This is a genomic window from Nitratireductor indicus C115, assembly GCF_000300515.1.
GTDB classification, from domain to species: Bacteria; Pseudomonadota; Alphaproteobacteria; order Rhizobiales; family Rhizobiaceae; genus Nitratireductor; species Nitratireductor indicus.
In genome coordinates, this window is record NZ_AMSI01000003.1 from 23,686 (window position 1) to 45,089 (window position 21,404).

Annotated in this window: 18 protein-coding genes; 9 read left to right on the plus strand and 9 right to left on the minus strand. The window is 61.2% G+C overall.

Features of this window, described 5'->3' with window-relative positions:
* The first annotated feature begins 1 nt into the window (after nucleotide 1).
* From NA8A_RS25700 to NA8A_RS24285, 4 genes are all read left to right on the plus strand, one after another.
* Nucleotides 2-2,770, plus strand: coding sequence for a transglycosylase SLT domain-containing protein (locus tag NA8A_RS25700; RefSeq protein WP_009449521.1), 2,769 nt, complete (start codon nucleotides 2-4; stop codon nucleotides 2,768-2,770).
* A complete protein-coding gene (locus NA8A_RS04885; protein WP_009449522.1) occupies nucleotides 2,767-5,217 on the plus strand; it encodes a hypothetical protein in 2,451 nt (816 codons plus the stop codon). The genes NA8A_RS25700 and NA8A_RS04885 overlap by 4 nt, the downstream gene beginning before the upstream one ends.
* A complete protein-coding gene (locus tag NA8A_RS04890; RefSeq protein ID WP_009449523.1) occupies nucleotides 5,214-7,694 on the plus strand; it encodes a hypothetical protein in 2,481 nt (826 codons plus the stop codon). Before NA8A_RS04885 ends, NA8A_RS04890 begins: the two co-directional genes overlap by 4 nt.
* Nucleotides 7,695-7,847: 153 nt before the next feature.
* A complete protein-coding gene (locus NA8A_RS24285; RefSeq protein ID WP_051017957.1) occupies nucleotides 7,848-10,043 on the plus strand; it encodes a hypothetical protein in 2,196 nt (731 codons plus the stop codon).
* Here the strand turns inward: NA8A_RS24285 and NA8A_RS04900 are convergent.
* Entirely contained in the window at nucleotides 10,040-10,822 is a 783-nt protein-coding gene (locus tag NA8A_RS04900; protein WP_009449525.1) for a glycosyltransferase family 25 protein, read from the minus strand. The genes NA8A_RS24285 and NA8A_RS04900 overlap by 4 nt on opposite strands.
* A gap of 177 nt (nucleotides 10,823-10,999) precedes the next feature.
* On the opposite strand from NA8A_RS04900, the gene NA8A_RS04905 reads away from it, so the two are divergent.
* Genes NA8A_RS04905 through NA8A_RS04915 form a run of 3 tightly spaced genes read left to right on the plus strand, consistent with a single transcriptional unit; the run spans nucleotide 11,000 to nucleotide 12,605 of the window.
* On the plus strand, nucleotides 11,000-11,722 hold the full coding sequence (locus NA8A_RS04905; protein ID WP_009449526.1) for a glycoside hydrolase family 108 protein: 723 nt from the start codon (nucleotides 11,000-11,002) through the stop codon (nucleotides 11,720-11,722).
* Nucleotides 11,719-12,282 carry a 3TM-type holin gene (locus NA8A_RS04910; protein ID WP_009449527.1) on the plus strand — a complete coding sequence of 188 codons (564 nt, stop codon included), beginning with the start codon at nucleotides 11,719-11,721 and terminating at the stop codon, nucleotides 12,280-12,282. The genes NA8A_RS04905 and NA8A_RS04910 overlap by 4 nt, the downstream gene beginning before the upstream one ends.
* Complete coding sequence (locus NA8A_RS04915; protein ID WP_009449528.1) at nucleotides 12,267-12,605, plus strand: hypothetical protein; 339 nt, start codon at nucleotides 12,267-12,269, stop codon at nucleotides 12,603-12,605. The genes NA8A_RS04910 and NA8A_RS04915 overlap by 16 nt, the downstream gene beginning before the upstream one ends.
* A gap of 274 nt (nucleotides 12,606-12,879) precedes the next feature.
* Here the strand turns inward: NA8A_RS04915 and NA8A_RS04920 are convergent, their stop codons facing one another.
* From NA8A_RS04920 to NA8A_RS04940, 5 genes are all read right to left on the minus strand, one after another.
* Nucleotides 12,880-13,203, minus strand: a complete 324-nt coding sequence (locus NA8A_RS04920; protein WP_009449529.1) for a hypothetical protein — start codon at nucleotides 13,201-13,203, stop codon at nucleotides 12,880-12,882.
* Nucleotides 13,204-13,344: 141 nt separating this feature from the next.
* Nucleotides 13,345-14,421, minus strand: coding sequence for a ketol-acid reductoisomerase (gene ilvC, locus NA8A_RS04925; protein WP_276274599.1), 1,077 nt, complete (start codon nucleotides 14,419-14,421; stop codon nucleotides 13,345-13,347).
* On the minus strand, nucleotides 14,418-15,071 hold the full coding sequence (locus tag NA8A_RS04930; protein WP_009449531.1) for a TetR/AcrR family transcriptional regulator: 654 nt from the start codon (nucleotides 15,069-15,071) through the stop codon (nucleotides 14,418-14,420). Before NA8A_RS04930 ends, ilvC begins: the two co-directional genes overlap by 4 nt.
* Nucleotides 15,072-15,190: 119 nt before the next feature.
* Nucleotides 15,191-16,471: an FAD-dependent oxidoreductase gene (locus tag NA8A_RS04935; protein WP_009449532.1), complete on the minus strand. Its 1,281-nt coding sequence runs from the start codon at nucleotides 16,469-16,471 to the stop codon at nucleotides 15,191-15,193.
* A gap of 1 nt (nucleotide 16,472) precedes the next feature.
* The gene (locus NA8A_RS04940) at nucleotides 16,473-16,853 is read right to left on the minus strand and encodes a winged helix-turn-helix transcriptional regulator (protein ID WP_040671910.1); all 381 of its coding nucleotides are present in this window, start codon (nucleotides 16,851-16,853) and stop codon (nucleotides 16,473-16,475) included.
* A 219-nt stretch (nucleotides 16,854-17,072) separates the two neighbouring features.
* On the opposite strand from NA8A_RS04940, the gene NA8A_RS04945 reads away from it, so the two are divergent.
* Entirely contained in the window at nucleotides 17,073-17,966 is an 894-nt protein-coding gene (locus NA8A_RS04945; RefSeq protein ID WP_009449534.1) for an SDR family oxidoreductase, read from the plus strand.
* A gap of 93 nt (nucleotides 17,967-18,059) precedes the next feature.
* On the opposite strand, the gene NA8A_RS04950 is transcribed toward NA8A_RS04945, so the two are convergent.
* Nucleotides 18,060-18,638, minus strand: a complete 579-nt coding sequence (locus NA8A_RS04950) for a transglycosylase SLT domain-containing protein (RefSeq protein WP_009449535.1) — start codon at nucleotides 18,636-18,638, stop codon at nucleotides 18,060-18,062.
* A gap of 188 nt (nucleotides 18,639-18,826) precedes the next feature.
* Nucleotides 18,827-19,567 carry a pyridoxine 5'-phosphate synthase gene (locus tag NA8A_RS04955; protein WP_009449536.1) on the minus strand — a complete coding sequence of 247 codons (741 nt, stop codon included), beginning with the start codon at nucleotides 19,565-19,567 and terminating at the stop codon, nucleotides 18,827-18,829.
* A gap of 135 nt (nucleotides 19,568-19,702) precedes the next feature.
* Here NA8A_RS04955 and NA8A_RS04960 point away from each other — a divergent pair, with 135 nt between their 5' ends.
* Nucleotides 19,703-20,134, plus strand: coding sequence for a SpoIIAA family protein (locus NA8A_RS04960; RefSeq protein WP_009449537.1), 432 nt, complete (start codon nucleotides 19,703-19,705; stop codon nucleotides 20,132-20,134).
* 45 nt (nucleotides 20,135-20,179) lie between these two features.
* Here NA8A_RS04960 and NA8A_RS04965 read toward each other — a convergent pair whose 3' ends face one another.
* Nucleotides 20,180-21,307, minus strand: a complete 1,128-nt coding sequence (locus NA8A_RS04965) for an ATP-dependent DNA helicase (RefSeq protein ID WP_009449538.1) — start codon at nucleotides 21,305-21,307, stop codon at nucleotides 20,180-20,182.
* Nucleotides 21,308-21,404: the final 97 nt, after the last annotated feature.

The following is a 21,404-nucleotide window of genomic DNA, read 5'->3' on the forward strand; positions in this document are numbered from 1 at the left end:
GATGGCGAAGATACCGGAATTCACGGCAAAGGCCCCTCGCCTGCCAGCCCTCGCGGTTGACAACGACACGGGTGCAGCGCAGGCGCTGGCATCGGTTGCCGCTGCGTCTTCCCAGCTGGCCGGCCGCCTGGGAAAGATCGCACGCGATCGCGCGGTGACCGCAGCCCGTGAAAAGGGCGCGGCCGATGCTGCCAATGTTTCCATGCCAGGTGTGGATTTCGCATTCCAGCCAGGAACGCCCGGCAAGCGGCCAAGTCGCGGTCAGGTCAACGCGCCGGCAGGTATTCGCGACGTGATCGTAGCCGCCGCCCAACGCCACGGCGTCGATCCTGCCGCATTGATGAAAATGGCCGAGCTGGAGAGCTCGTTCAATCCCAACGCGAAAAACCCATCGTCCAGCGCCGGCGGCCTTTTCCAGTTTGTCGACAGCACGGCCGCGCAATACGGACTGGCCAACCGCTACGACCCCGCACAGGCAGCGGACGCTGCTGCACGGCTAGCGCGTGACAACGCAGCCCACCTGCAGAAGGTGCTGGGCCGGAAACCAACTGCCGCTGAGCTTTATCTGGCACACCAGCAGGGTGCTGGCGGCGCCGGGAAACTTCTCGCAAATCCAAACGCACGCGCTGCCGACATTGTCGGCTCAGATGCCGTTCGCCTTAATGGTGGCCGCGCCAATATGACGGCCGGCGAATTCGCCGGGTTGTGGCTGGCGAAGGCAGGCGGCCCTGTCGCCGCGCAACCGGGCAAGGTCAGCGTCAGCCTCACCGGCGCGCGCGGGGCATTGCCTCGAGCACAGCCGGGAACGCTGGTCGGAGACGCTTACAACGAGGCCGCAACCGCTGTTTACGCGAACCGGCTGGAAAGCTCGATGCGCGCCCAGATGGACGCCATTGCACTTGAGCACGAGGGAAAGCCGGCAGAAATGCAGGCCGCCCTGGATCCTCTCCGGGCTGGCTTTACTGAAGGCCTTCCGCCGATCCTCCGGGCGAAGATGCTGGCGAGCTTTGACGCCACCAGCCTTTCGCTACAGCGCCAGGCGATGCAGAAGGCCCGGAGCAACCTGGACGAGGAGCTGAAGGCCAGTTCTGAAGGCCTCATCGATACGCAGACCACGAATATTCTGCGCCTGGCTGCCAAGGCCGGAACCGACAAACAAGCCGACCAGGCGCTGACGCAGGAGCTCGCAGGCCTCAATCAGACGATCGACAACGCGCCAGGCATGACACCGCTCGCCCGGGAGCGGCTGAAGCGTGCCACAGCCAATGACGTTTATGCGGCGCGAATACTGTCTGGATTTGACGGGCTGGCAACGCCGGCGGAACGCGCAGCCTACGCCGAACAGGTACAAACCGAGTGGCAAAACGGCGAGGGGCTGGCTCAGAACCTCGATGCTGACGCGTTTCACAAGGTAAATTCCGAACTGGCCAGGCGGGTGCAGCAGGATGCAACGGCTGCCAGCAAACAGGCGACGGCCATCGGCAATGCCTTCAACGAACAGACGCGCATCCTGAAAAAGGGCCTGCCCGTCACGGAAGCGCAACGCTCCACCCTGCGCAAGGCCGTTGCCGAAACCGGCGACGAACAACTGGCCGCTCGAGCCGATTTTTTCGACCAGCTCGCCAGCTGGCAATCGGCGCACCTGGCGGCACGGCCGGAAGCAATCGAACAGCAGATGGTGCAGCTGCAACGGCGTATGCAGCAGGAGGGCGCTACCGAGGCGACCCTGGACACGCTCGATGTCATGGAAGGCCTGCACAAGGCCATGAAGGCCGGATTGCGCGACGATCCGCTGACATGGGCGGCACGGGCCGGCGTTACTGACGTTGCCCCGCTCGATTTCTCCGACAGCCAGAGACTGACCGCCAGCCTTTCCGAGCGCGCAAACGATGCCCAGGCCGTGGCCGAGCACTACGGGATCCAGCCACGGTACTTCACGGCGAACGAAGCGGACGCGATCAAGCGGCAGTTCGAGGAAAACCCGCTGGCAATGCCAAGCTTGCTCTCGGGCCTCGAGGCCGGTCTGGGCAATGCCATGCCCGATGCCATGCGGGAGGTCAGCCAGTCCGCGCCGGTGCTCGCGCACATGGCCGGGCTGATTGCCGCCACAGGGAACGAGAGCGTTGCCACCGAGGTGGCGACCATGCTCGATACCCGCCGCCAGGAGGGTTACAAATCCGCCCTGCCCTCCCAGGGCAAAATGAGCCAGGTGTTTGCGGCCGCCACGGGCGCGGCCCTTGCTGGCCTCCCCCGCACGGCCGCGGCCGCCCGCGAGACAGCAGCTCTGATATTCGAGAAGCGCGCCCTGGCGCGTGGCGTGGATCCGGCCAACGCCGCTGACCCGCTCGACCCGGCACATGAGCTCTTGACCGAAGCGATAGACGCCGCCCTGGGCGCTACAATGCGCGACGGTCAGAAGTTCGGCGGGCTGACAATGGTCAATGGCCGGCAGACCGTTGCGCCGCCCGACATGCCCGCCGCGGATCTCGACACCAGGCTTTCCAAGCTCACGGACGGGCAATTGGCCAACCAGATGGCAATCGCCGGGGGCGACCATCGCATTTCGGCGCGCGATATCCGCAATGGTTACCTCGAGATGGTCGCGCCCGGGCGCTATCGGGTTGCGTTGCAGGATCCGGCTACGGGAGATCCGCAATACGTCCCTGCACCTGCTGAGCTCGGCACGGGCGGATATTTCATCCTCGACATGGAGCAGCTCGTACGCGACCAGGGCGAACTCGGATCCGGTTTCTTCGGGTATTTCCGATGAGCTTCGTCTATGAGACGCCACAGGCGAACCCCACGGCCACTTTTGCGCGGCGCGGCGGATCGACGCTTTTCGAGATCGGCGAAGCGGCCTGGCGCTCGGCGCTCTATGTCGACAACTTCAATGCAGCACAGACTTCGCTCGACCGGGCCTATGAAGATCGCATTGCCCGCGTAAAGGCCGAAACCGGCATCGTTCTGGAAAACCCGTTGCGCACGGCTGAAAGCCGTTTCACGCGCCAGAAGGATATGAACGAAGTCAGCCCCATTCGCAAATCCAAGCTTTTCGGCGGGCCTGGAGAGCAAGGCCGCGATCCATATCAGATACTGCTCGACCAGGAGCAGAAAAGGTTTTCCGATCGGCTGGCAGAAATCGCGGCACAACACCCTGACAAGGCCGCCCTGATCGGCTCTGAAATCAGCGTGGAAGACGATGCCAAGCGCCTGGCTCAGAAGGCCGAGGGTGATTTGCTGTCGGCGATCACGGCACGCGACGGCATCGGAAAATGGGGGGCATTGCTTGCGGGCGGCATGGCCGGTGCCATGCGCGACCCTTTGCAGGTGATGACGCTTTTTGCCGGTGCTGGTCCTGGCACTGGCCGCAGTATCGCCGCGCGAATCCTTTCCATAGCCTCGAAGGAAGCGCTGGTGAACGGCGCAACGGAGGCCCTGTTTCAGCCGACGGTGCAGGCCTGGCGCGAGGAAGCAGGCCTTCCGCATGGCCTGAATGAAGCCATGAGCAATGTCGCATTTGCCACAGCACTCGGCGGGGCCTTCGGCCTGGCCGGCGGCGCTATCGCCGAGGGCGCGCGTGCGTTTCGCGGTGTCGAGCTGGATGCGGCGGCCGAACTGGCCGCAGCGCGAAACGATGTAAGCCCCGATGCTCGCGCCGCCCTTTCCGGTGACGTGGATGCCGCCCGCCGGATCCTGCCCGAGATCCGCGAAGCATTGCCGGCAGAAGTGCGCGGGGCGCTCGACCAGGCCGACCAGCTTGACCATTTGGATGCTACGCGACCGGCATCGGTCTCCCGCACGGCGCATGACCAGAATGCAGCGCGAGCCACCCGCCTGGCGGAAGATGGTGATTTCCCCGGTTTCATACCAGATGCCGAGCAGACGGCGCGCATTGCCGATCAGTTGATTGCTATCGATGATGCAACCGCCATCCGGCAGTTGAAGGAGGCAGCCGGCGAGCAGGGCCGCAGCCTTGTCAGCTATCTAATCGACGCCGGAGGCCTGAAGCCGGATATAGCCGAACTCGAACAGATAGGCGCTACACGTGTTTCGCGCAGCTTTGAGGGACGGCTTGTGCGCCCAGGAGGCAAGTCTTTGGATTACGCCCGCGAGGCGGTCGCCGAAGCCGGATATTTCGATCATCTCTATGGAACGCCCGAAGAGGCTGTGGCACGCTCAACGCCGGCCGATCTGTTAAATCTGATCGAGGATGAACTGGGCGGCAAACCCGCCTTCCCGCCTGGAATAGTGAGCGACGCAGCACGCCAGGCGGCCGAGACTGTTGCAGCTAACCGCCGCGCGGTGGAAGCTCGTGTTGCTGAGATGCAGGCAATGGCCGGCCCCGGCGTAGATGACAAGATCATAACCCGGGCGGTGGAGATCGCTGAACGGGACGGCGGCGACCCGGCCGATGCGTTCGAACGCGCGGTGATGGAACAGCCGGAACCGAAGGCGGCTCCAAGCGAAATCGACGTAGAGGAAATGGCCAGGAGGTTGGGCAACTTTGTTATTGAAGAGCGCTTGGCACCCGTCCCTGCCGTTACGGACAAACCAAGAGTTCAGCGTGCCGTCGCATCCTATTTGTCAGAGAACGCCGAAAAAATCGATCCTCGCGATGTTATCCTGCAAGACAAGCCGCAATGGGCATACGTTCTGGATCGCGAGGGCAAAACATGGAAGCTCAAGCGCCCCTTCCATGAGGACTTCTTCAACGCCATTCGAGCAAACGAAAACCAGCACGATGAAGCACTAGGAAACGCGGCAGAATTTGCGATTTTCCGTGTTAGTCACATTGCCGAGAGTTTTACAGGCGGAGTGGACTTCTTCGGCTTTCCCACCAATCGCCAGATCAAGGCGTTCCGAAAATTAAAACACGCGATGGGTGGACGCGAAGATACGTTCTCTGTCTCGCTCTGGCGGGCACCGGGTCCCAATGCAGGTGTTCGATCGGGTGAGGTCCTTCCAGGCTGGAGCGACGACGAGTTGAAGGCAGCATCGGAATACCGGCCGGCAACGCTCGAGGCGAACGGCCTTGATGACCCGATGCCTTCCAGGCTCCCGGAAGATCCGCAGGAGGCTGCATTCCGGGCTGAGTATGGCGACACAGAGGTGATGAACGACGCCGGCGAGATGGTGCCGCTTTCCGCCTACATGGACGAACTGGACCGGCAGGCGGAAATCGCCGAGCTGGTGGAACTGTGCAAGGTCACCCCATGACGATCGACGCGTGTCTTGACAATGCCGTGAACGGCGGAGCCATCAGCAAGGATGAAGCGCGCCGCCTGAAAGACGAATTCGAGCGCTACCGGTCGCGGCGGGAGGCCGGCGGCGCAGCAACGGCAAATGAACAGGCAAAGGCCGACCTGGCCGAAGCGCTGCGCGCAGACACGGAGCACAAGAGGCGCAAGGCGAAGATCGCAGCCAAGGTCACGGCGCGCATTGCGAACGATCTTGCGAACCACGTCACGCCGAAGGGGAAACGCGACATTGCCGCCGGCGCGCTGGATATGCTGGAGCATTTCGGCACGGCCGGCTTTTCATCGGTCGAGGGCCGCCGGCGGGCCATCGTCGGAATGGCACATGCCCGCATGGAGGAACTGCTGCACCATTTCCGTCGCGGTGCTGTCGGCGGTGACCGCTCGCGCTGGAACAAGGCGGATCTTCGCAACCTGGTGCGCGAAGCTTTTGGCGAGGATACCGGCGACCAGGCAGCAAAGGGCCTTGCCAGATCCTGGACACAAACGGCGGAATGGCTGCGCCAGCGCTTCAACACCGCCGGCGGCGCGATCGGCAAGCTTGAGAATTGGGGACTGCCCCAGCACCACGACGCGCGTGCCTTGCGCAAAACCGGACGCGAGGCCTGGAAAGACTACATTCGCGGCCGGCTCGATGTCGCCCGGATGAAACACCCCCTCACCGGCAAGACGATCGACGGCAAAGAGCTTGAAGGGATACTGGACGAGATTTTCGACAGCATCACAACCGAAGGCTGGAACAAGGTGGAGCCGAAGCGCCAGCCCTTCGGGCGCGGCGCGCTTGCCAACCAGAGGGCAGAGCACCGGTTTCTCGTCTTCCGCGATGCCGACAGCTGGCTGGAATATCAGGAAGCCTATGGCGGCGGCGGCGATCCATTCGCCGCCATGATGAGCCACATCAACATGATGGCGCGGGATATCTCTTCCATGGAAATCCTCGGGCCCAATCCGGGCGGCTCCATCGAATGGATGAAACAGGCGATCCAGAAAGAGGCGCAGGACGTGGCCGCCGGCAAGCCGGGGCGAATTCCCGCCAAGCCCGACGCCGCGCTTGACTACGCCAAATGGCGCATAGACCGCATCGACGCCGTTTGGAACTCCATTCGCGGGGGGCTGGAGACGCCCATCAATGGAAAATGGGCGAGCGGCCTTTCTGCCTTCCGCTCGCTCATCACCGCGAGCGTTCTGGGTTCTGCGGCAATTTCCTCGATCTCAGACGTGGGGACACAGCAGATCACCCGCGCGTTTGCCGGCATGAGCCCGCGCGGGGTTGTGAAGCAGACAATCAGCGCCTTGCTTCCATCCAACCGCCGCGAGGCCGTGCGTTCCGGGCTGATCTTCGATAGCGCCGCGCATGTGTTCCACGCCCAGGCGCGCTATGTCGGCACGATCTCGGGGCCCGAATGGGCGAGTTACCTGGCCGACCGCGTACTGACTTTCTCCGGCCTGACGCCGTGGACCCAGGCCGGCCGGCATGCGTTCGGCCTGGCCGCGCAGGCAGAGATCGGCGCGCGCGTCCATCTCAGTTTCGACCAGCTACCAGCCGGCATGCAGACATTCTTTCGCCGCTACGGGATCCACGCCCGTGAATGGGATATGATCCGCAAGGCACCGCTGCATGAACCCGAGCCTGGTGCGGGCTTTCTGCGCCCGGCCGAGATTGCCGAGCGCATCGACCCGCGCCTGGCAGAGCGTTATCTGGAGATGATCCAGACGGAAACGGAATATGCCATCCCGTCCGGTTCGCACCGCAGCCGCACGGCCCTGCTCAACCAGAACCAGCCAGGCACGTTCATTGGCGAGGTGCTTCGCAGCTTCGCGCAGTTCAAATCCTTCGGGGCGGTGTTCATGCTATTGCATGGATCACGCATAGCGGCCATGCTTGCGAAAGGCGAAACGCGCGCCCATGGCGCAGCCTATGCCGGTGCCCTGCTCCTGACCACAACGGTTTACGGAGCGCTTGCCTTGCAGGCGAAGCAGGTTGCCGCCGGCCGGGATCCGCGCGACATGGATACGAAGAGCTTCTGGTTTTCCGCGATGCTCCAGGGCGGAGGCCTTGGCATTTACGGCGATTTCGCATTCGGGAACATCAACCGATACGGCGGCGGCTTTGCCACGACATTCGCCGGCCCCGTGGTGCAGCGTGCCAACGATTTCTGGAACCTGACAGCGGGCAACGCCGTGCAGTTGGCGAGCGGCGAGAAAACGCATTTCGGCCGTGAGCTCGTGAAGTTCGCGCGCGGCAACATACCCGGATCGAACATCTGGTATCTGCGTCTTGGATGGGAACGCCTGGTGCTTGACCAGGCGCAATATCTCCTCGACCCGGAAGCCAACAAGGCCTTCAAGCGGCAGCAACAATTCTGGCGGCGTGATTTCGGCCAGGAATACTTCTGGGCTCCCGGCACATCTGCACCTCAAAGGGCGCCCGCCTTCTGACGTGAGAAACGTGACGCCGCTCGGGCGCACATAGATTGATAGCGCGCGCCGTTTCCTGTCCCGGCTAGCGCAAGCACCCGCCGGAGGGCCTGCCCGCCCTCCGGCACCCTCGCGGAAACGTGACAGCGCCCGTTCCTCCATAGCATCGGGCGCATGACAGAAACACCGCTCCCCTTCAACGATCGCGTCAAGTCCGTCTCACCGATGGCGGGCACGACATTAATGTCCACCGACTTCGAGCTGACCCGGGAGGACGGCTTGACGATCATCCGGGAACGCGCAGACGGATCGCGCAGCCAGTTGACGCTGGGCATCGACTACAGCTTTCCATCCGGCCTTGGCAATGAAACGGGAACCAGCATCGAACTTGTTGCCGCAAGCCTTGAGGGCGACCGCTATATTCTGATCGGCTATCACCCGGAAGAACGGCTGTCCGATTTCCTCGCCTCGATCAGCTTCGATACGAACAAGATAAACGCGCAGCTCGATGCCCTCACCTTGATCGCCCAGGAGCACCGTCGCGACCTGTCTCGCGCGTGGATGAGTGACTACGAAACGCAGGGGAGACAACTTCAGGTCTTGACCGAAAACCGCTTCTGGTTGTCCGACGCAGACGGAAATATGAAAGACGGCGGATCTGGCGATGAGATATCCAACGCGCAAGGATACGCGATAGACGCAAATGCCGCCAAGGTGGCCGCACAGAACGCGCAAACCGGGGCAGAAGTTGCCCGAACCGGTGCAGAGAACGCCGCATCGTATGCGGCGACCAAAGCAGCAGAGGCCAATGCCAGTGCCGTTTCGTCCGCCGCTTCTCAGAGCGCGGCGGCGGACAGCGAAAGCGCAGCCAATGCTGCGGCGGTCACGTCAGTTGAAAATGCTACAGAAGCAGCGATGAGCGCGGGCACGGCCGTCAGTTCGGCCGACAGCGCAGCCACCAGTGCGGGCGCAGCTGCAAGCGCGCAGGTTTCTGCAGAGGCCGCGCGGGATCAGATACTGGCGCTCTACGATGCGTTCGACGATCGATACCTGGGGGAAAAAGGCTCTGACCCCGCCACCGACAATGACGGCGATCCGTTGGTTGGCGGTGCGTTGTACTTCAACTCAACGACCGGCGTGATGATGGTCTATACCGGGTCCGCCTGGGTAGCCGCGTATGTCTCGGGGACGGGCTTTGTCACCAAGACCGGTGACACAATGACGGGGCCACTGAAGCTACCTGCCGGGGCAACCGGCGATCAAGCAATTCGCGCCGATGAAGTGGCGCATGAAGTCCTGCGCGATTTCGGCGACTATTACTCGACATCTGGCGGGTTGAATATCGACACTGATTGCGTCGCAGGTTTCAAGGCGCTCGTTTCAGTCACCGGCAGCACCGGGGCGTTCCCACCAATATCTTCGAATTTCTGGCACATCCAGGTGGAGAACATCTACTCCACAGACCTTGGACAGCGTCTCATGATGCGGGCGGTCAAGTATATGGCGACCGACCCGTTGGCAAGTGACGATGCTCCGACAATCTACGTGCGTTACAAAGGAACCACCACTTGGGGGCCTTGGACACGCATCGTTACCGACCGGGGTGGTGAGTTCAAAGCAGGGATCAACTTTGGTTCGGAGTGGGCTGCGGCTTCCAACAACCTCTCCAGACACATTGCCCTATACGGGTCAACGGTGGGCATAAATGCCTACAGCAACGGAATGAACCATGTCGTAGAAGACGGATACACTTTTTCTTGGTATCAGGGTGGCTCTCGTGCGGCTCTGATCTCCGGCGCGGGCCATTTCTATTCAAAAGGTGGTATGTATGTCGGTGGCGTTCGCTCCGGCAACGGCTCAGTGACCCTTGGCTTCAAGACTTTCGCCTCTGGCGTCTATGATACCGCAAGAATTGTTGCCACAGGTGGGACGAGCGGCGACACAGGTTCGGCCACACTAAGCGCAGATTGCTCTGAATTTCAGATCAATGGGAACATTGTCCTCCATTCTGGTGACCTCGTCTCGCAGGCCGAGGCGGAAGCCGGAGTGGCGACCGAGCCGCGTGTCTGGTCGGCGGAACGTGTTGCACAGGCGATTGCAGCTTTGGCACCGGCTGCCCCGGTCGGACTGTATACGGGAAGCGACTCCGAGGAGACAGATTTTCCGGTCGGCCACATCGTATCGTTCAAGGCGTCTGCCAATGTCGCCCGCAATGCTACGGTGACTTTGAGGCTCAGCGGTCCCGCAGGGGATCCAGAATACAGCAATAGCGGGGCCGGCACGGTTCTGGCAGGAACCTGGAAAGCCCGTGGCATAACACAGTGGGTCAGCTCGTCGGATCAGAAATACCTGGCGCAGAGGGTCAGCTAACCGAACTCCACCTGATCCAACTTGAAGCGATCAATTCCGGCAAGCCTGCGATACAGCGTTATAGCCTGGCGAAATGGCCGGGTAATCTCCCATACGATCTTCCGGGCATATGAACGCACCGAAAACCGCTCCCTCTTTCGGCTACCATCGAACCGATCAAGATCAATCGTGCTTTGAAAATCGCCAACCGCAAGCTCTTGCACAGTGCTCTTTTGCATCACCGGCGCAGGCGCCATCTGGTAGACGCGAGCTTGGGCGACGAACTCATTGCTGAAAACCACCATGTCAACGGCTTCGGTGAAATCTTCGGTCATTGCCAGCAATCTTCTGGCCACGTCGCGCGTGATGATGTAACCGGCACAGCCCCAGCAGTCGGAATACAGCTGTCGCAGCACCCGGCCACCGGGGATTTCGATCGGGTCTAGCGAAAGGATCTGTTTCTGTCCTGTTGCCTCCGCCCGAACGATGTCGGCATTCGCCGGAAACCAGTCGTCATTTCGTACCAGATCCGCGAGGGACGGCTGCAACACCGCATCATCTTCGAGAATGAGCGCGCGCTCAGCCTCCGAGGAAAGCAGCCGCTCCCAGGTGAGCCGATGGCTCATAAAGCATGCCGTAGCACCAACCGACAGCCCGTGCCGAGCGAGCGTTTCAGCGTCGATGGTGTCGCCATCGACAGCCGGGATGCGTTCGAAATCTAAAGATAGTGCTTCACACTGTTGACGCATGAACGCCATTCGCCCCGGCGAACGGTCGAGATTGATAATGTAAACCTGCATAGTACCCCACCCTTACAGTCCCAGATAACGGAGATCGGCGGGGCCTGGCAACCGTGCCTGGCCTGAAATGGATTGATCCAGGCCGAGCACAGAAACGTGACAGCGGCCGCGCGCCGTTAGCCTCCTCGTTGACCCGCCGCCCTTCCAGGCTGGCGACAGCGGACAGGAGGCGCGGCCATGCGCGAGAATTTTCCCAAGAGCTTGAACGTCACGCTTAGTGAGGAAGGCGGGTGGGCGGACCATCCGAAGGATCCAGGCGGGGCGACCATGAAGGGCGTGACACTCACCACCCTGCGCCGCTTCAAACCCAACGCCACGAAAACCGACCTGCGCAAGATCTCCGACACCATGTTGCAGAAGATCTATCGCACCGACTATTGGGACAAGGTGCATGGCGACCGCCTCGCCGCAGGCGTCGACCTGGCCACCTTCGACTATGCCGTAAATTCCGGCCCAGGGGCAGCCTGGAAGAGCTTGACGGCGGTCGCGGGTGGAGAAGACCATGTAACCGTCAAACGCCTCTGTGCGCGGCGCCTGTCGATCTATCGCACTTTCAGGCACTGGTCGACCTTTGGCAAAGGTTGGACGAACCGCATTGCGCGCATCGAGGCCAAAGGCGTTGCCTGGGCGCTTGCGGCCGCGCAGGACGCGCCGACCGTCAAGCAGGGCCTTGAGGACGAGGCCAAGGCCGCCGGCAGCAAGGCCAAACAGCAAGGTGCAGGCGGCGCGGCCACCGGCGGCTCCACTGCGCTGTCGCCCGAGGCGGCTGACCAGGTGGCGGGCTGGATCCTGGGCGGCATCATCCTCGCCGGCGTCATGATCGGTGGTTGGTTGCTCTGGCGGGCGCATGTGAACCGGCAGCGCCGGAAAGCCTACGAGGCGGAGGCGGCGGCACAATGAGCGTTTCGGCCGTCGCAATCCCGATCATCCTCGACGTAGCCCGGCGTGTCGGGGCTCCGGTGATCGAAAGCATAATGAGAAAGGCGCTTGGCGATAAGGCCGGCGGTGTCGCCGGCGATCTGGCCGGCAAGGTCATTGAGGCTATCGCCGGCAAGGCCCGGCGCACCACGGATGAGCTCGGCGAGCTTTCGAGCGGGGAGCTCGAACAGGCCGTGCGCGATTTCGAAGTGGACGCGCCCCAGCTGATCCTCGCCCAGGTCGAACAGCAGCGGGAGGCAAACCGCCTGCAACTGGCCGAAATGGAGAAAGATGGCACATGGACCTGGGCCTGGCGTCCTGCCACCATGTGGGGCCTGCTCGCCGGCTGGCTGTGGTTTCTCGCCGGCGTGCCGCTTATCAACCTGTTCCTGGCCCTGTTTGGCGCGAGCATGCATGTGGTGCTCACTGTCGACGCAGGCACATGGATGACCGTGACGGGCGTCTATGCCGGCCTCTACATGGGCGGCCACACCATCAAGAGCGGCGTCGACAAGGTTACAGAGATATGGCGCAAGAAGTGATCGCAGAACGCCGGCGGCAGTGGTTCGATCCGCGCCTGTCGATGGGCAACATTATCACCATCCTGGTCGTGGCGGCCGGCGTCATGGCCGGATGGTTTCAGTTCGACAATCGCCTGTCTGCACTCGAGAAAGACGTATCGACCAACAAGATGCTGCGCGAGAGCGAGGACACACGCCTGAACCTGCGTCTTTCCGTCATGGAGAATGATCGCGCTGACATTTCGGCGCGCGTGATCCGCATCGAGGAGCGCATAGCTTCGCAAGGGGAAAAGGTGGATAGGATCCTGGTAGCGGTAGAACGAAACGGCTGGCAGAACCGCTAAGCCGAACCGTGGGAAAACCCGCTGATTTTGATTCGTTTTCCCACAAGGCTTTCCTGTAAGTATTTGAAATCCCTTATACTCAAGCCGTCTCTTAATCAGCGGGTCCACGGTTCGAGCCCGTGATCACCCACCAACCTCCCTCCAAAATTGTACAATAACAGCAATGTTCGAGCGATCGGGCGCTTCCCTGCCGTGACTGAAGCTGTCATGAAGAAATTGCAGCGATCTGCGGGAGCGCCGCAACGCTCCCGCGATTTCGGAAAGCGGGTGAACCCTATTCCAGCGTTTCGCTTACCTGCCCCGCATCAAGTTCACCGGAAAGCTCTACCGTTTTGCTCTGCTTGTTGAAGACGCAGATCATACCCAGACGGTCGTCGGACCATTTGGACTTCCCACCCACGAGCGCGAGCCCGAATGTCTCCGAACCGAAAGGATCGACCAGCGCCTTGGCACCCTCCAGACTTTCGCCAGCAGCCTCAAGACAAGCGCTGCGCACTTCATCCTGAAAAGCCTTCCAAGCTTCATCCGAAGCGGCGAACGAGGGGAAGGAAAAAGAAATAGAAATAAAAGAAAAAGCCACCCGACTAAAAAACTGCATCAATGCCTCCAACCATTTCCGCAACCAGAAGCTTTATCGTTACGGCAGGATTGTGGCAACGCGGCTTTCGAACAATACATTCAAAATATATAACGCGCCGTAGGTTTCCCCACGACGCGTATATAATGTTATTCTAAAGAACTAGTTCTTGTCCTTGTCGACCAGCTTGTTCTTCGTGATCCAGGGCATCATGCCACGCAGCTTGGTGCCAACTTCTTCAATCTGATGCTCGTCATTCAGGCGGCGGGTGGCCTTGAAGCGGGCAGCGCCCGAATGCCACTCCTGCATCCACTCCGAGGTGAAACGGCCGGACTGGATATCCTGCAGGACGCGCTTCATCTCGGCCTTGGTCTCCGGCGTGATGATACGCGGACCGGAAACATATTCGCCCCACTCGGCCGTGTTGGAGATCGAGTAGTTCATGTTGGCGATACCGCCCTCATAAATCAGGTCGACGATCAGCTTCACTTCGTGCAGGCACTCGAAATAGGCCATTTCCGGCGCATAGCCAGCTTCAACCAGTGTCTCGAAACCGGCGCGAATGAGCTCCACCAGACCGCCGCACAGAACCACCTGCTCGCCGAAAAGATCGGTCTCGCATTCCTCGCGGAACGTAGTCTCGATGATGCCCGAACGGCCACCGCCGACACCACTGGCATAGGAGAGCGCCAGATCGAGCGCATTGCCCGAGGCATCCTGATGAACGGCCACCAGGCACGGCACGCCGCCGCCCTTCTGATATTCGCCGCGCACCGTGTGGCCGGGGCCCTTCGGCGCGATCATCAGAACATCAACCGTCTTCTTCGGCTCGATCAGGCCGAAGTGAACGTTGAGGCCGTGAGCGAACGCAATCGCGGCGCCGTCGCGAATGTTCGGCGCAATCTCTTCATTGTAGATGCCGGCCTGCAGTTCGTCCGGGGTCGCCATCATCATGAGGTCGGCCCAGGCCGCTGCCTCGGCCACAGTCATCACCTTGAGACCGTCGGCCTCAACCTTCTTTGCCGTCGAGGAACCGGCGCGCAGCGCAACCGCGATTTCCTTGGCGCCCGAATCCTTGAGGTTTAGCGCATGGGCACGTCCCTGGCTGCCATAGCCAATGATCGCGACTTTCTTGCCCTTGATCAGGTTCAGATCGGCATCCCGATCATAATAAACACGCATACCCGTTTCCTTCCTTTGACGTTCAACTGGCGTGGTTCGTTTGGCGGGCCGGTTCAGGCCGGATCCGCCTTCTTGGTATCCCGCACCCCGAAGAGCACGAAGAACTGTGCAATGGCCTCCTCCGCAAGCGAGCGGAAAGCCTCCGGTTTGCGCGCATCCGGTTCGCCCAGAAGCATGCGCACATGAAGATCGCGTACGATCAGGCCGTATAACGTGTGATAAGCGGCGTCGCGATCGCGATAATCGATCAGCCCGCGCCGCCGCCCCGTTTCAAGCAGCGCGCCGGCCCGTCTGTCAATTCCGCGCCGTCCGCGCTCGATCAGAAGCTGACCGAGGCGGCTGCCCTCGCGGCTCGCCTGGCCGATTGCGAGCCTATTCAGGGCAAGCGACACATCGCCACCAAGGACATGCAGGAGATCGTCGGCGAAATCCACCAGCCTGGCGCGGAAGCGCGCCAAGTCGAGCGCAGAACCGTCGTCGCTGGGCGCGCGCACCTTGCTCGCCTGATGCGCGATCATCGCAGCCAGAAGCCCGTCGCGGTCGCCGAACCATTTGTAGATGCTTTCCTTCGAACAGCTCGCCGCACGCGCCAGACCGGCCGTCGTCAGCGCACGCTCGCCGCCCTCCATCAGAAGGCCCAACGCACGATCCAGTACAGCTCGCTGGCGCGGCGTGAAATTTTCGGGATCGTTGAAAGCTTCCTGCAAAAGAATATTACCCTGGCGACTACGTACCGTACGGTACGGTTCTTCCACAATACGGACCCGATTGCAAGGCCGGCGGGGCACCGCAGGGCGAAATCTTTGAACTGGAAGCGCCCCGGAAATCAGCCCGTCACACGCAGCGATACGCGCCTGGACATGTGCAAGTCGCGGGCGGAGACATAACGCGCCCAATCGGGCTCATCGACCCCGAGCGACCCCAACGGATCGGCCAACATGCCGGAGACGAGAGCAGCCAGAATGCTCGGCGCAGGAGGTATGCGCGCAACCGTCGCCACCAGCCAGTCGCGCAGAAAGGGCAAGACGTCCGAATCCGACTGATAAAAGGGGGTGAACATTCGGGAAAGCGCCTGAAACAGCCGAACATGCGTCCGCCTGCCAGAGGCATAGGCCTGAAGCGCGGCGGGCACATCGTCAGCCGAGGCAATGGCGGCCCCAAGCGCTGCCGCATCCAACAGGGCCATGTTTGCCCCCTGCCCCAATTGTGGGCTCGCCGAATGAGCGGCATCTCCGATGATCGCAAGTCCGCGCCCCGCCGGAACAGGCAGAGTGTGATGCTGGTAACGCGCGAGCGTCACCTCATCGAAACCATTGATCTGATCGACATAAGGACGGCTCTCCGGCCAGAAACCCAGAACCCGCTCCTTCCAGGCGGAAAGACCCTCCTTGCGCAGGGTTTCGAACGTATCGACCTTGAGGCTCCAGAAGAATGCGGCCTGGTCGCCGCCCGAAATCGTCTGCCGGCCGACCGGAAGAACCCCGATCATGACGCTCGCCCCGTCATACCGCTGGCTTAGGGCGCGTTCGTCGAAACCGCCCACCCAGTCGAGCGTCGTCCAGATGGCCCCATAGGCAAGAGGACGCGGCTCGACAGGAATGTCGGCGTGATGACGCAACGGCGAACGCGCGCCGCTCGCATCCACGACCAGATCGAACGGCCCTAATCTTTGCCCCCTGCTGGTCAGCAGGCAGGGGCGCTCGCCATGCATATCGAGCCCGGCAATATCCATACCTGTTTCGATTGGAATGTCCTCGGCGAATACGGCATCGAAAAGCACGTTGAAAAGTGCAGCGCGATGTATCGCGAGGCCGAAGCGCCCGGCCGGTTTCATGGAATAGCGCGCATCGAGCACTGTGCGCCCCGTATGCGCATCGCGCCCATGGAGTCTGTCAAGCCGATTGCCGAGCGCAAGAATATCATCCAGCAAACCAAGGGCATGGAGAACACTGAGGCCCGTCGGTTGCAAAACCAGCCCCGACCCCAGGGGTTTGGGGGTTTCAAAGCGCTCGAAAACAATGACACGATGCCCCGCCCTCGCCAGAAACAGAGCTGCTGCAAGCCCGGCCGGCCCGGCACCGGCGACCGCTATCTCCAGTCGGCGCATTCTATCCCTCGGCAGTATCGAATCTCGCGCGCGCCGCAACCACGGCACCATGATTTCTTTCTGCCCATAGAACCAGGTCGCGCAAGGGGCCATACATGGATCGTCCAAGATCCGTGAGGCTGTACTCGACGCTCGGCGGCTTGGTGGGAAAAACCTCGCGGTGGACATAACCGTCCCGCTGCAGGTCGCGAAGCGTCTGGGTAAGCATGCGTTGCGAGATATCGGGCAACATGCGGCGCAAAGCGCCGAAACGCTGCGGCCCGTCGGCCAGAGCCAGCATGATGAGCGATATCCACTTCCCGCCGATATTCGCGATTACCGCACGCACGGGACAATCGTCGAACCCGCCGCCTTGAGCGCTCACGATCTTGCCACCGGCGATCCGCTCGAAGTCGCACCTGTTTACACTATCATCCGTTTTCACGAGCTGCCCTTTTGCCGCTTGCCGTAGCCTTGAGCCTGCCGCTTTCCGAAAACCGGTCACTTCAAGGTAACCAGCAGCCAAAAAACTGCCTTCTTTACGAACCGTGGCAAATTCCTATTTTCGCCCTGCTCTCATTTTGAGACCATCTATCAGATTTACACTTCAGCGGGAAGAACCATGTCTGAAACCATTCTTGTTACCGGCGCATCCGGCCAGCTGGGCCGCCTGGTCCTGAACCATCTCCTTGAAACGCAGAAGGTCACTCCGGCCCGTCTCGTTGCCGGCTCGCGCGAGCCCACCAAACTGTCGGACCTTGCAGGTCGCGGGATTGCCACCCGGGCAGTCGACTTCGACAAGCCCAGCGAACTCGGCGCAGCCTTTGCAGGTATAGATACCCTTCTGGTCGTTTCCACAGACGCGCTGGGAGAACCCGGCAAACGCCTTGCGCAGCACAAAGCAGCGGTCGCAGCCGCGCAGAAAGCTGGAGTGCGCCGGATCGCCTATACTTCCATGCCCAATCCCGAGCCCGGCAATCCCGTGCTTTTCGCCGGCGATCACTACGGGACCGAACAGGCGATCAAGGAAAGCGGCCTCGCCTACACCATCTTCCGCAATGGCTGGTATCAGGAAAACCTGCTGATGGGCCTGCCACACGCCATTGCGAGCGGCAAATGGTTCACTTCCGCAGGCTCGGGCCGTCTTGCCCATGTGGCCCGTGAGGACATAGCGCGCGCCATCGCCGCAGCACTTGCCTCAAAGCCGCAGGGCAATGCAACTTACACGCTGACGGGTTCGCAGGCCTTCGACACCGATGAGATTGCCGCATTGGCAAGTGCGGTTACCGGAAAACCCGTCGAGGTCGTGCATCTGTCTGACGAGGCCCTGCTTGAGGGGCTGAAGGCTTCAGGCCTCCCTGCTCCTGTTGCGGCCCTGCTTGTCTCTTTCGATGCCAACACGCGTGCAGGCACGATCAGCGATGTCACGAATGACGTCAAGAAACTCGCCGGTATCGAACCGCGTCCGCTGAGGGCCTTTCTGGAAGACAACAAGGAAGCGCTTCTGGCCGGATGACCGGGGGTTTTCATGAAAAACGCCTTTCTCCCAACCACCGGGAGAAAGGCATTTGCAAGGATTCCGCTGGCGGCGGCTCGCCGGGACGCTGATCTATCGTCCGCAACTCTTCATCTGGGCCGCATAGCTGTTGGCCATGCCGGCGGCCTTGCGGGCCGATTTCTGCATGCCGGGATTGCTGCGCCAGACACCGCGCGAATAGCCTGCATGACCGGCATAATAGGCGAGATAGAGGTTGTAGGCGTCATTCAGCGGAATGCCGTTGGTCTGGTTGCTCGTATAGTGATACCAGCCCACGAAATTCACCGCATCGGCAAAGTTCGACCGGCGCGCCGACCAGTTCCCGGTTTCGCGCTTGTAACGTTCCCATGTGCCATCGAGCGCCTGCGAATAGCCATAGGCGCTCGATTTTCGTTTCCATGGAATGATGCCGAGCAGTTTCGTTCGCGGTGGACGAACGCTCGACTGGAAACCGGATTCGATGCGGATGGTGGCCATGAGAACGGAGGCCGGGACGCCATATTGCCGTTCCGTGCGTTTGGCCTGCGTGTACCAGCCCCCGAACGGCCCCTGCTTCTGGTCGAAGACCGAGCAGACATTGTTGATCCGTGCCGGCGTCGAAGCGCAAGCGGATAAGACGAGGGCGAGCGACAAAAGAACAATGGCGCGCATGAAAAAACCTTGCAGGCTGCACCGCGCCAGAGCCTTTTGCCTTCAGGCTGAAGTGCCTGACTTCCGCACCAATGCGGAAAGCAAAGCCGGATGGACCGGGGCAGCGTTTCCGTGAACCGACGCCCCGGTCTAATGAGTAAAATGCTAAGAATCCTTATCGGCTTCCGTTAACCATAAGGTCCGCAGTCTCAGTTTCCACAGGCCTTGAGGAAGCGGCGCACCGTCTCCGCCATGCCGTATTCGAGCGCATCGGCCGTCAGGCCATGCCCAATCGAAACCTCAGCGAGATCCGGGATGCGCCGCATCAGCGCCGGCAGGTTGGCGACCGTGAGGTCGTGCCCTGCATTGACCGCAAGCCCGGCAACACGGGCCGCGTCGGCCGTTTTTCCGAGCTTTTCAATCTCGGGCGCAGCCTTCTGCGGATTGTCGTAACAACCGCCATAGGGGCCGGTGTAAAGCTCTACCCTGTCCGCCTCGAGCGCCTTTGCGGCTGCAATTCCACCGGGTTCGGCATCGCTGAACAGGGAAACACGAAAGCCACTCTTCTTCAGCCGCGCGATCACCGGTTCCAGCAAACCTCCCTGCCCTTCGAAATCCCAGCCGTGATCGGAAGTGGCCTGTGCGGGATCATCCGGCACCAGTGTCACCTGCTCGGGCTCTATACGCTCCACCAGTTCAAGAAAATCCTCGCTCGGGTATCCCTCGATATTGAACTCGCAGGAGGGAAATTCGTCATCGATCAGAGCACGCAGATCGGGCAGGTCCGAAAAGCGGATATGACGTTGGTCCGGGCGCGGGTGAACGGTCAGGCCATGCGCACCGGCTTCAAGCGCGATGCGCCCCAGCCCCGTCACGCTCGGCCAGGGAAGATCGCGTCGATTGCGCAGCATGGCAACGGCATTGAGGTTGACGGAGAGTTTGGCCGGCATGGTTCGTCCTGATTATGACCCGTTTTTGATCCAGTCTCTTTGCTTACCCTGTCCGGCGCGGAACGCACAGGACCAATTCGCGTTGTGATGATGGACAGATGTCAGTTGCTGCCCGCAACGCGATTGGAGAACGCCATGATCGCCATTGACGAACCGCCGCATGTCCGGCGCATCGATACAGATCGGGACGACGCCTACGCTTTCGAGATCGTCGGACACATCACCTCCGCCGACGTGGAAAATCTCTACGGCCTGCTTGAAGGCGCCTATGAGATACACGACCGCATCGATGTCATCGTCATCCTGCATCATTACGAAGGCTTCGACTGGCAGGCGGCTTTCAAGGAACAGACGATGATCGGCAAGACCCATGCGCTGAGGCACATCCGCAAATATGCTTTCGTCGGCGGGCCGGGCTGGATGAGCTCAATCGTTTCGATAGTGCGGCCGTTCTTCTCTATGGAGATCAGGCATTTCGAACTGGACCAGGCTGAAGCGGCCTGGGAATGGATCGGCGCTGCGCCGTTGAAGCCGACGACCCCCGACGAGGTCAAGGCAGGCGTCTAGCGCCCTCTCCCCTTGGGCGGTCCATGTCGCGCCGGCAACACCGGCTCATCGGACAATGGTCAATCGTTCCGAGGCGCGCGTGATGGCGGTGTAGAGCCAGCGCTGGCGCGTGTCGCGAAAGGCGAAGCTCTCATCAAACAGCACCACCTCATCCCATTGCGAACCCTGCGCTTTGTGCACGGTCAACGCATAGCCGTAGTCAAAATCGTCAAAGCGTTTCTTGGTCTGCCACGGGATTTCGCCCTCAGGGTCCTCGAAGGCGGCCTTCAGCAGCTTGATCTTGGAAATGCCGCGATCGGGATCGTCCTCCTCGGGCGAGACAAGCAGGTTGATGCCGGGCTTCACCGTCTCCCGCGACGAGGTCATGACCTTCCATAAGGAACCGTTCAGAAGCCCCTTCGCAGGGTCATTTCTGAGACAAACGAGCTTGTCGCCGGCTTGCGGATAGGACGCATCGAACCCCTTGAGCTCGCGCAGACGCTGATTGTAGCGCCGTCGCGTGCGATTGGTTCCCACCAGAACCTGATCGGCGGAAAGCACGATATCCTGGTTGACCTCCGCCTTGGAAATAAGGCGTGCGGCGCCGTAATCGCCGGGTTCGATGTCGCGTCCTTCGCGAACATCGAGGGCAAGCTGGATGATCGGATTGTCGCGCGCCTGACGGTGAATCTCGGTCAGGAGATGGTCCGGCTCGTGTTCGGTAAAAAAACCTCCACCGGAAATCGGTGGAAGCTGACCAGGGTCGCCGAGAACCAGAATGGGTGTGCCGAAGGACATGAGATCGCGCCCGAGCGCCTCGTCCACCATGGAACACTCGTCGATGATGACGAGCGCAGCCTTGGCAATGGGGCTTTGCCGATTGAGCGAGAATGTCGGCGAAATCGACGTCTTGCCCGTCAGCTCGTTCTCCACCTCTTCCTCGCCGCGCGGGCGATAGATGAGAGAGTGGATGGTGCGGGCGTTGGTTGCCCCGCGCGAGCGCAACACCTGCGCCGCCTTTCCGGTGAAGGCCGCAAATTGAACGTCTCCGTCCACATGCTCGGCGAAATAGCGAGCCAGCGTGGTCTTGCCGGTGCCGGCATATCCGAAAAGGCGAAAAATCTGGCTGTCGCCGGCCTTCAGCCAGCGCGCCACGGATTTCAACGCCTCATCCTGTTGCGGGGAGAATTCCATTGGTCTGAGAAAGCAGATTCGTTGTCCTGTGAACAGGCCATTCCCTTTGCCACAAAGTTTCTTTACCCCTTCGAGTGGAAACCTACGAAGTGGGCTT

Coding starts and splice junctions, on each gene's coding strand:
- NA8A_RS04960 (WP_009449537.1), top strand. CDS start 19,703: ATGATCGCCATTGACGAACCGCCGCATGTCCGGCGCATCGATACAGAT.
- NA8A_RS04920 (WP_009449529.1), bottom strand. CDS start 13,203: ATGCAGTTTTTTAGTCGGGTGGCTTTTTCTTTTATTTCTATTTCTTTT.
- NA8A_RS04945 (WP_009449534.1), top strand. CDS start 17,073: ATGTCTGAAACCATTCTTGTTACCGGCGCATCCGGCCAGCTGGGCCGC.
- NA8A_RS04965 (WP_009449538.1), bottom strand. CDS start 21,307: ATGGAATTCTCCCCGCAACAGGATGAGGCGTTGAAATCCGTGGCGCGC.
- NA8A_RS04950 (WP_009449535.1), bottom strand. CDS start 18,638: ATGCGCGCCATTGTTCTTTTGTCGCTCGCCCTCGTCTTATCCGCTTGC.
- NA8A_RS24285 (WP_051017957.1), top strand. CDS start 7,848: ATGACAGAAACACCGCTCCCCTTCAACGATCGCGTCAAGTCCGTCTCA.
- NA8A_RS04900 (WP_009449525.1), bottom strand. CDS start 10,822: ATGCAGGTTTACATTATCAATCTCGACCGTTCGCCGGGGCGAATGGCG.
- NA8A_RS04910 (WP_009449527.1), top strand. CDS start 11,719: ATGAGCGTTTCGGCCGTCGCAATCCCGATCATCCTCGACGTAGCCCGG.
- NA8A_RS04915 (WP_009449528.1), top strand. CDS start 12,267: ATGGCGCAAGAAGTGATCGCAGAACGCCGGCGGCAGTGGTTCGATCCG.
- NA8A_RS04885 (WP_009449522.1), top strand. CDS start 2,767: ATGAGCTTCGTCTATGAGACGCCACAGGCGAACCCCACGGCCACTTTT.
- NA8A_RS04935 (WP_009449532.1), bottom strand. CDS start 16,471: ATGCGCCGACTGGAGATAGCGGTCGCCGGTGCCGGGCCGGCCGGGCTT.
- NA8A_RS25700 (WP_009449521.1), top strand. CDS start 2: ATGGCGAAGATACCGGAATTCACGGCAAAGGCCCCTCGCCTGCCAGCC.
- NA8A_RS04890 (WP_009449523.1), top strand. CDS start 5,214: ATGACGATCGACGCGTGTCTTGACAATGCCGTGAACGGCGGAGCCATC.
- NA8A_RS04905 (WP_009449526.1), top strand. CDS start 11,000: ATGCGCGAGAATTTTCCCAAGAGCTTGAACGTCACGCTTAGTGAGGAA.
- NA8A_RS04955 (WP_009449536.1), bottom strand. CDS start 19,567: ATGCCGGCCAAACTCTCCGTCAACCTCAATGCCGTTGCCATGCTGCGC.